Raw genomic sequence first — 7,313 nt, forward strand, 5'->3', positions numbered from 1 at the left:
GTTGATGAATCAATCGATGTTTATTGTCTGGCGTGAAAGCGTCGAGGCCCTGCTGGTGATCGGTATCCTGCAGGCCTGGATCAGCCGCCAGGCCGGCCATGCGCAACTGGCCCGCTTCCTCTGGGCCGGGGTGCTGCTGGGGTTGCTGTGTTCGGCCGGGCTGGCCGGTTTGATGCTGTGGGCCGGTGACACCATGACCGGCCCACAGGGCGAGTGGCTGCAAGCGGCGCTGACCCTGTTGGCCAGCGGCTTGATGGTGCAGATGGTGTTCTGGATGCACCGCAACGCGGCCACGCTCAAACACAGCCTGGTACGCGAGGCCGATGAGCGCCTGGCGCGCCAGGGCGGCTGGGGGGTGTTGTTACTGGCGCTGCTGGCGGTGAGCCGCGAAGGCAGTGAAACCGTGGTGTTCTTGTATGGCGCCGGGGCGCGCCTGCACGATGAGGCGCAAGGCCTGTTCGCCGTCGGCGGTGTGCTCGGCCTGGCACTGGCGGGGCTCACCGTGCTGCTGTTGCGCGGCAGTCGGCGCTTTATCTCCTGGTCACGGTTTTTCGCCCTCAGCGAGGCGCTGCTGTTGCTGCTCGGCGGCGCCTTGCTGATCGCGGCCGTGGACCGTATCAGTGGGCAACTGCTGGGTATGGACATGCCCGAGTGGGTCTACGCCGCAATCGGTGACAGCCGCTGGGACAGCAGCGCGCTGCTCAGCGACAGCCATGGCCTCGGCGCACTGCTGGCCGACTTTGCCGGCTACCGCGCGGCCCCCAGCCTTATCACCGTGTTGGTACTGCTCGGCTACTGGCTATGGGTGGGCAACGGCCTGCGTCGCGCCCGGCACGCGGCATGAGCTGGTTGCAGCAACTGGGCGATGGCATGCGTCGCCATGGGCGCTTGATCCGTGCTGCGCAATGGGTGGTGGTGCTGGTCTACGCCGTGTTGCTGGTGCTGCCCGCCGTGCTGCCGTTGCCCGATAGCCAAGCGCGCATGGTGAACAACCTGACGCTGCTCGCGCAATTTATCTTCTGGGGGATCTGGTGGCCGTTCGTGTTGCTGTCGATGGTGTTGTTCGGGCGCCTGTGGTGCGGCGTGCTGTGCCCGGAGGGTTCGCTGAGCGAATGGGCCAGCCAGCACGGGCGCGGCCTCGGCATACCGCGCTGGCTGCGTTGGGGCGGCTGGCCGACCCTGGGCTTTTGCCTCACCACGCTCTACGGCCAGTTGATCAGCGTGTACGACTACGCCCAGGCAGCATTGCTGATCCTCGGCGGCTCGACGTTGGCGGCGGTGGCGGTCGGCCTGCTGTTCGTGCGCGGCAAGCGCGTGTGGTGCCGTTACCTGTGCCCGGTGAGCGGCGTGTTCGCCCTGCTCGCCCGCCTGGCGCCGGTGCATTTCGCCGTGGATGAACAACGCTGGAAAGCCAACGACGCCCCGCGCCTGCCGCTGCCCAACTGCGCGCCACTCCTGGACATCCGCCGCCTGCAAGGCGCCAGCGACTGCCACGCCTGTGGCCGTTGCAGCGGGCAACGCGGCGCGGTGCAACTGATCGCCCGCTCATGCAATCAGGAGATTCTCCACGCGCCCCATCAACCCGGCTCACCGTGGGATGCGCGCCTGCTGCTGTTTGGCGTGATCGGCCTGGCCATGGGCGCGTTCCAATGGACCGTAAGCCCGTGGTTTATCGCGCTCAAACAAACACTCGCCGAATGGCTGGTAAGCCGCGACTGGCTATGGCTGCTGCAAGACAACGCGCCCTGGTGGCTGCTCACCCACTACCCGCCACTCAACGACAGCTTCAGTTGGCTCGATGGCCTGTGCATCGTGCTGTACCTGGCTGGCAGCGCACTGCTGCTCGGCGGTGGCTGCTGGCTGCTGCTGCGCCTGGCCGCGTCTGTGGCCGGCGACCGCGCACTGTTTCGGCCCCTGGCACTGACACTCACGCCCCTGGGGGGTGCAGGGCTGTTCCTGGGGCTGTCGGCGACGACGGTGAAGTTGTTGCGCTATGAAGGGTTGGCATTGACGTGGGTGCAACCGGCTCGTGCACTGGTGTTGAGCGCGGCGATTGGCTGGTGCTTGTGGTTGGGCTGGCGGCAGCTCCAGGGGCTTGGAACCCGACCGCGCTGCCTGGGGTGGTTGTGCGTACTGCTGAGTAACGGGCTGGTGGGGTGTGGCTGGTGGTTGCAGTTCTGGGGGTGGGCTGGCTGATGCACACCGATCCAAATGTGGGAGGGGCTTGCCCCCGATGGCCATAGATATCTACACAATTTTCAGAGACTGGCGAATTCCCCTGTGGCGAGCGGGCTTGTCCCGCGTTGGGCTGCGAAGCAGCCCCAAAACCAGCCTCCACAGAGTGTCTGATGCACTGCGTTCTTCCTTACTGGGGCTGCTACGCAGCCCAACGCGGGACAAGCCCGCTCGCCACAACAGCCCTATCTGCCGGGCGTTCAGCGTTGAGCCAACGTTGTAGATACCTATGGCTATCGGGAGCAAGTCGAATCGTCGCACCGCCCCTCCCACAGGCAAAGTTACACCTTGAACCGCGCCACCGTCTGATGCAGCGTCCCCGCCATTCCGGCCAGGTCATGCCCGGCAGTCTCGGTGTGTATCGCGCCCTGCAACACCTGCTGGGACAGGTTGCGTATGCCCACCAGGTTGCGATCCACTTCCCGCGCCACCAGTGCCTGTTCTTCGGTGGCACTGGCAATCATCATATTGCGTTCGTTGATCTGTGAGATGGACCGGGTGATTTCCTCCAGCGCCTCTCCCGAGCGTTGCGCCACGTTCAAGGTCGCCTGTACCCGCTCGCTGCTGCTGTGCATGGCGGCCACGGCGTGTTCGGTGTCCTGGCGGATATTGCCGATCATCTGCTCGATCTCCTGGGTCGAGACCTGGGTACGATGGGCCAACGCGCGCACTTCATCGGCGACCACCGCAAACCCGCGTCCGGCTTCCCCGGCGCGGGCCGCTTCGATGGCCGCGTTCAACGCCAGCAGGTTGGTCTGGTCGGCAATGCTGCGGATCACTTCGAGCACGCTGCTGATGTCTTGCACACGGCCGGCCAACTGCTGGATACGCTCCGAGGTTTCCACCACGCCGGTGGCCAAGGTATTGATCGACGCCACGGTTTCCTGCACCTGCGCCTGTCCACGCTGGGCGGTCTGCTCCGACAGGCGCGAAGCTTCGCTGGTGCTCACGGCATTGCGTGCCACTTCGTCGACGGCGGCGGTCATTTCATTCACCGCCGTGGCGGCCTGTTCGATTTCCTGGCCCTGCAACTGCAGGCTGCTGCTGGTCTGGCCGCTCACCGCGCTCAACTCTTCCGACGAGCTGGCCACGCCGTCCACCGACGCGGCGATATGCCGGACCATCTGGTTAAGGTTCTGCTGCATCTGGTGCAGATTGCGCATCACACTGCCGTCGATACTGTTGCCCAACGGCACCTCGAGGGTCAGGTCGCCCTCGGCGATATGACTCAACACCCGCGCCACCTCATCCGGCTCGCCGCCCAGCGGGCGGGTGACGCTGCGCGTGACGATCACCGCCGCCGCCGCCACCAGGGCCAGACACAACAGGAACAGCCCGAGCATGGTGCCTCGCGCCTCGTCATACAGGGTTTGCGCCGCCTGCTGACGCTCGGCGAACAACCGCCCCTGCATGGCCATCAACGCATCCAGGCTCTTGAACACCTCCAGCTCGGCCGGGATCACCTGTTGCTTGAGCTGGGCCAGGCCTTGCTCGCGGGCACCCTGCCTGATCAGCGCCTGCACCTGGGTGAAGGCCGCCACGTAGGTTTCACGGTGGGTTTTCAAGGTGGCATAGGCGGCCTTGCCTTCGGCGGTGTCGAGCAGCGGCTCGAGGGTGGCGAACGCCTGGGTGATGCGCTCGCGCGTGGTGCCGATGGAGGCCTGGGCCTGTTGGTTATCCTGGTCGATCAGCAGGTCGCGGGTGTTGCGCCCGTTATCGCGCACCCCGGTGGCGATCACCATGATCGGCGCAATTCTGGGCCAGTCCTGCTGCACGATCTGCTCGGACTGCTGCTTGAGGGTCGCCAGGTCGTGAAGGGCGTAAAACACCAAGCCGACCAGCGCCAGCGGCGCAATCGCGAAGCCGACGACAATGCGTTGTGCCGTGGTTAATTGCTTCATTGTGATAGTCCCTGATGAAAACCTGCCCGTCATGGGCAGCATCTATAAAAATCCGCTTGAGGGCGCCGATCACCCTCGCAATACAAAAGCAGGAAACAACTCGCGCAATCGGCTCCATAACTCCGGCAAGGCAGCCTGTGCCGGAGAACTCGACAATTGCGCATCGAGCATGCTGGCCGTGCGCACCATTTGCACCGCAAAGCGTTGCACGCCGTTGGCTTGCAAACGCTGGGCCAGCAACAGCAACCGAGGGGGGTCGATCAAATGCCAATGCACCGTGGTGCGGCACTCGTACTCGACGCCGCTGGCCAACAGGGTGTCGAGGCTGCGCCAGTTGGCGGCGCCGCTGTGCTTGACCTGGGTAATCAACTGGCAATCCTCGGCCAGCGCCTTGACGTCAAAGCCGACCCAATCGGCATGCCGCAACGCATTGGCAAACCCTGCCGGCTTGATCCCGGCGCTGTGCAGGCCGACGCGAAACCCCATCGCCCGCACTTCATCCATGGCCGCCGGCAAGCCTTCCTGCAAGGTCGGCTCGCCACCGCTGAACACCACAGCGTCGAGCAAGTCCTTGCGCCGCTGCAAAAACAGCAACACCCGGCGCCAATCCACCTCCGTGCTACCGCGCGGCGGGATCAGGTCCGGGTTGTGGCAGTAACGACAGCGCCAGGCACAGCCCTGGCAAAACAGCACACAGGCGAGCATGCCGGGGTAGTCGAGGGTGGTCAGGGGCACCAGGCCCCCGACCCGTAGCGCTCGACTCATTGGCGCCCGGCCACGGCGGCCGTTTCAGTGAAATGCACCCGTTCCTTGTGCTCGGATTGTTTGCCGGGATTGAACGCCGACACGGGCCGGTGATAGCCCATCACCCGGGTCCAGACTTCGCAGCGCTGACGTTGTGGCTGGGATGCTTGCATGGTGAATCTCCTTGCGGGTTGGAAGATCGGTTCAGTGCGCAGCGGCCAGTGCCAGCACTTCATCGCACTTGGGACAGAACTCATGCTCACCGGCGAGGTAACCGTGCACCGGGCAGATCGAGAACGTCGGGGTGATCGTCAGGTACGGCAAACGGAAACGCCCCAACGCCTTGCGCACCAGTTGCTTGCAGGCCTGGGTCGAGGAAATCTGCTCGGCCATGTACAGGTGCAACACGGTGCCGCCGGTGTACTTGCATTGCAGTTCGTCTTGCAGCTCCAGGGCTTCGAAGGGGTCTTGGGTAAAGCCCACCGGCAGTTGCGAGGAGTTGGTGTAGTACGGCGCGACGTCGCTGCCGGCCTGCAGGATGTCCGGGTAGCGCTTGCGGTCTTCCTTGGCGAAGCGGTAGGTGGTGCCTTCCGCCGGGGTGGCTTCGAGGTTGTAGAGGTGGCCGGTGTCTTCCTGGAAGCGCAGCAACGTAGCGCGCACATGGTCGAGCAGCTTGAGGGCAAATGCGCGGCCTTCCTCGGTGTGCATGCCCTGCTCGTCGCCGGTGAAATTGCGCAGCATCTCGTGCATGCCGTTGAGGCCGATGGTGGAGAAGTGATTGCGCAAGGTGCCGAGGTAACGCTTGGTGTACGGGTACAAACCGGCGTCCATATGGTGCTGGATCACCTTGCGCTTGACCTCCAGGCTTTCCATGGCCATGTCCATCAGGCTGTCCAGGCGTTGCAACAGGCCCGAGGTGTCGCCCTTGAACAGGTAGCCGAGGCGCGCGCAGTTGATCGTCACCACGCCCAGGCTGCCGGTCTGCTCCGCCGAACCGAACAACCCACCGCCGCGCTTGAGCAGCTCGCGCACGTCCAATTGCAGGCGGCAGCACATCGAGCGCACCTGGTTGGGTTGCATATCGGAATTGAGGAAGTTCTGGAAATACGGCAGGCCGTAGCGCGCGGTCATCTCGAACAGGCGGTCGGCGTTCTCGCTGTCCCAGGGGAAATCGTGGGTGATGTTGTAGGTGGGAATCGGGAAGGTGAAGACCCGGCCCTTGGCATCGCCGGCCTGCATCACTTCGATGTAGGCGCGGTTGATCAGCTCCATTTCCGCTTGCAGGTCGCCATAGGCAAACGGCATTTCCTCACCACCGATCACCGGCACCTGCTCGCGCAGATCCTCCGGGCACACCCAGTCGAAGGTCAGGTTGGTAAACGGCGTCTGAGTGCCCCAGCGCGACGGCACGTTGAGGTTGTAGATGAACTCCTGCACCGCCTGGCGCACCTCGGCGTAACTCAGTTGGTCCTTGCGCACATAGGGCGCCAGGTAGGTATCGAACGAGCTGAACGCCTGGGCGCCGGCCCATTCGTTTTGCAGGGTGCCGAGGAAGTTGACCATCTGCCCCAGGGCGCTGCTCAAGTGCTTGGGCGGCCCCGCTTCGACACGGCCCGGCACGCCATTGAGGCCTTCGTGCAGCAGCGAACGCAGCGACCAGCCGGCGCAATACCCGGCGAGCATGTCGAGGTCATGGATATGCAAATCCGCCTCACGGTGCGCGCGGCCAATCTGCTGGCTGTAGACCTCGTCGAGCCAGTAATTGGCGGTGACCTTGCCCGACACGTTCAACACCAGCCCCCCCAGGGAGTAGCCCTGGTTGGCATTGGCTTGCACGCGCCAGTCTTCGCGGTCGAGGTATTCGTTCATCGAGGTGGCGACTTCCACCAGGGTCTTGCGGTCGCGACGCAGGCGGCCGTGTTGTTCGCGGTAGACGATATAGGCGCGCATGGAGAGGAAGTAGCCGGCGTCCATCAGCACGCGTTCGACGCTGTCCTGGATTTGTTCGACGTCCAGGCGTTCGATGCCCCTCAGGCGGGCCAGGACAGCGCCCAGTAACAGGTCGACGTCGGCCTCCTGGTACTCGCCGGTAGCGGTACCGGCGGCGGTCAGGGCGTGGTGGATTTTTTCGGCGTTGAAGGGGACCAGGCTGCCGTCGCGTTTGTGTAGGCGGGTGCTGACCAGCGGGGTGAGCGTGTTTTGCATTTTCCGGGCTCCAGGCACTACATATAGATTAAATAACAACTTAAAACACAACATGCAGTGATATTACGGAGACTGGGTTTTGCTTCCCTTGATCGGGGTCAAGCTTTTTTGATTGGGTACATATCCGTTATTTAGGTAACGGCGGCCTATGGTTCCGCTCTTACAGCGGGTCACTTTGGAAAAGAGCCGGAATGCCGGCCCAGCCCAAAGTAACCAAAGGGCTCTTGC

Annotated in this window: 6 protein-coding genes; 2 read left to right on the forward strand and 4 right to left on the reverse strand. The window is 63.9% G+C overall.

Features of this window, described 5'->3' with window-relative positions; translation table 11 throughout:
- The first annotated feature begins 4 nt into the window (after positions 1-4).
- Together BFQ01_RS24250 and BFQ01_RS24255 are read left to right on the forward strand one after the other, a co-directional pair.
- The gene (locus BFQ01_RS24250; protein WP_065927211.1) at positions 5-844 is read left to right on the forward strand and encodes an FTR1 family iron permease; all 840 of its coding nucleotides are present in this window, start codon (positions 5-7) and stop codon (positions 842-844) included.
- Positions 841-2,196, forward strand: a complete 1,356-nt coding sequence (locus tag BFQ01_RS24255) for a 4Fe-4S binding protein (RefSeq protein WP_065927212.1) — start codon at positions 841-843, stop codon at positions 2,194-2,196. The genes BFQ01_RS24250 and BFQ01_RS24255 overlap by 4 nt, the downstream gene beginning before the upstream one ends.
- Positions 2,197-2,516: 320 nt before the next feature.
- Here BFQ01_RS24255 and BFQ01_RS24260 read toward each other — a convergent pair whose 3' ends face one another.
- The 4 genes from BFQ01_RS24260 to BFQ01_RS24275 form a co-directional block, all read right to left on the reverse strand.
- Positions 2,517-4,136 carry a methyl-accepting chemotaxis protein gene (locus tag BFQ01_RS24260; RefSeq protein WP_065927213.1) on the reverse strand — a complete coding sequence of 540 codons (1,620 nt, stop codon included), beginning with the start codon at positions 4,134-4,136 and terminating at the stop codon, positions 2,517-2,519.
- A 69-nt stretch (positions 4,137-4,205) separates the two neighbouring features.
- Positions 4,206-4,901 (reverse strand): anaerobic ribonucleoside-triphosphate reductase activating protein, encoded by a 696-nt coding sequence (locus BFQ01_RS24265; RefSeq protein ID WP_065927214.1) that lies wholly within the window; start codon positions 4,899-4,901, stop codon positions 4,206-4,208.
- Positions 4,898-5,053: an anaerobic ribonucleoside-triphosphate reductase gene (gene nrdD / locus BFQ01_RS24270; protein ID WP_049712898.1), complete on the reverse strand. Its 156-nt coding sequence runs from the start codon at positions 5,051-5,053 to the stop codon at positions 4,898-4,900. Before nrdD ends, BFQ01_RS24265 begins: the two co-directional genes overlap by 4 nt.
- 31 nt (positions 5,054-5,084) lie before the next feature.
- Entirely contained in the window at positions 5,085-7,085 is a 2,001-nt protein-coding gene (locus tag BFQ01_RS24275; RefSeq protein WP_065927215.1) for a ribonucleoside triphosphate reductase, read from the reverse strand.
- Between the last annotated feature and the right edge of the window lie 228 nt (positions 7,086-7,313).

Origin of the sequence: Pseudomonas sp. 8 R 14 (genome assembly GCF_900005955.1) — a bacterium.
In the GTDB taxonomy this organism is placed as follows: Bacteria; Pseudomonadota; Gammaproteobacteria; order Pseudomonadales; family Pseudomonadaceae; genus Aquipseudomonas; species Aquipseudomonas marginalis.

Coding starts and splice junctions, on each gene's coding strand:
- BFQ01_RS24265 (WP_065927214.1), bottom strand. CDS start 4,901: ATGAGTCGAGCGCTACGGGTCGGGGGCCTGGTGCCCCTGACCACCCTC.
- BFQ01_RS24260 (WP_065927213.1), bottom strand. CDS start 4,136: ATGAAGCAATTAACCACGGCACAACGCATTGTCGTCGGCTTCGCGATT.
- BFQ01_RS24275 (WP_065927215.1), bottom strand. CDS start 7,085: ATGCAAAACACGCTCACCCCGCTGGTCAGCACCCGCCTACACAAACGC.
- BFQ01_RS24255 (WP_065927212.1), top strand. CDS start 841: ATGAGCTGGTTGCAGCAACTGGGCGATGGCATGCGTCGCCATGGGCGC.
- BFQ01_RS24250 (WP_065927211.1), top strand. CDS start 5: ATGAATCAATCGATGTTTATTGTCTGGCGTGAAAGCGTCGAGGCCCTG.
- nrdD (WP_049712898.1), bottom strand. CDS start 5,053: ATGCAAGCATCCCAGCCACAACGTCAGCGCTGCGAAGTCTGGACCCGG.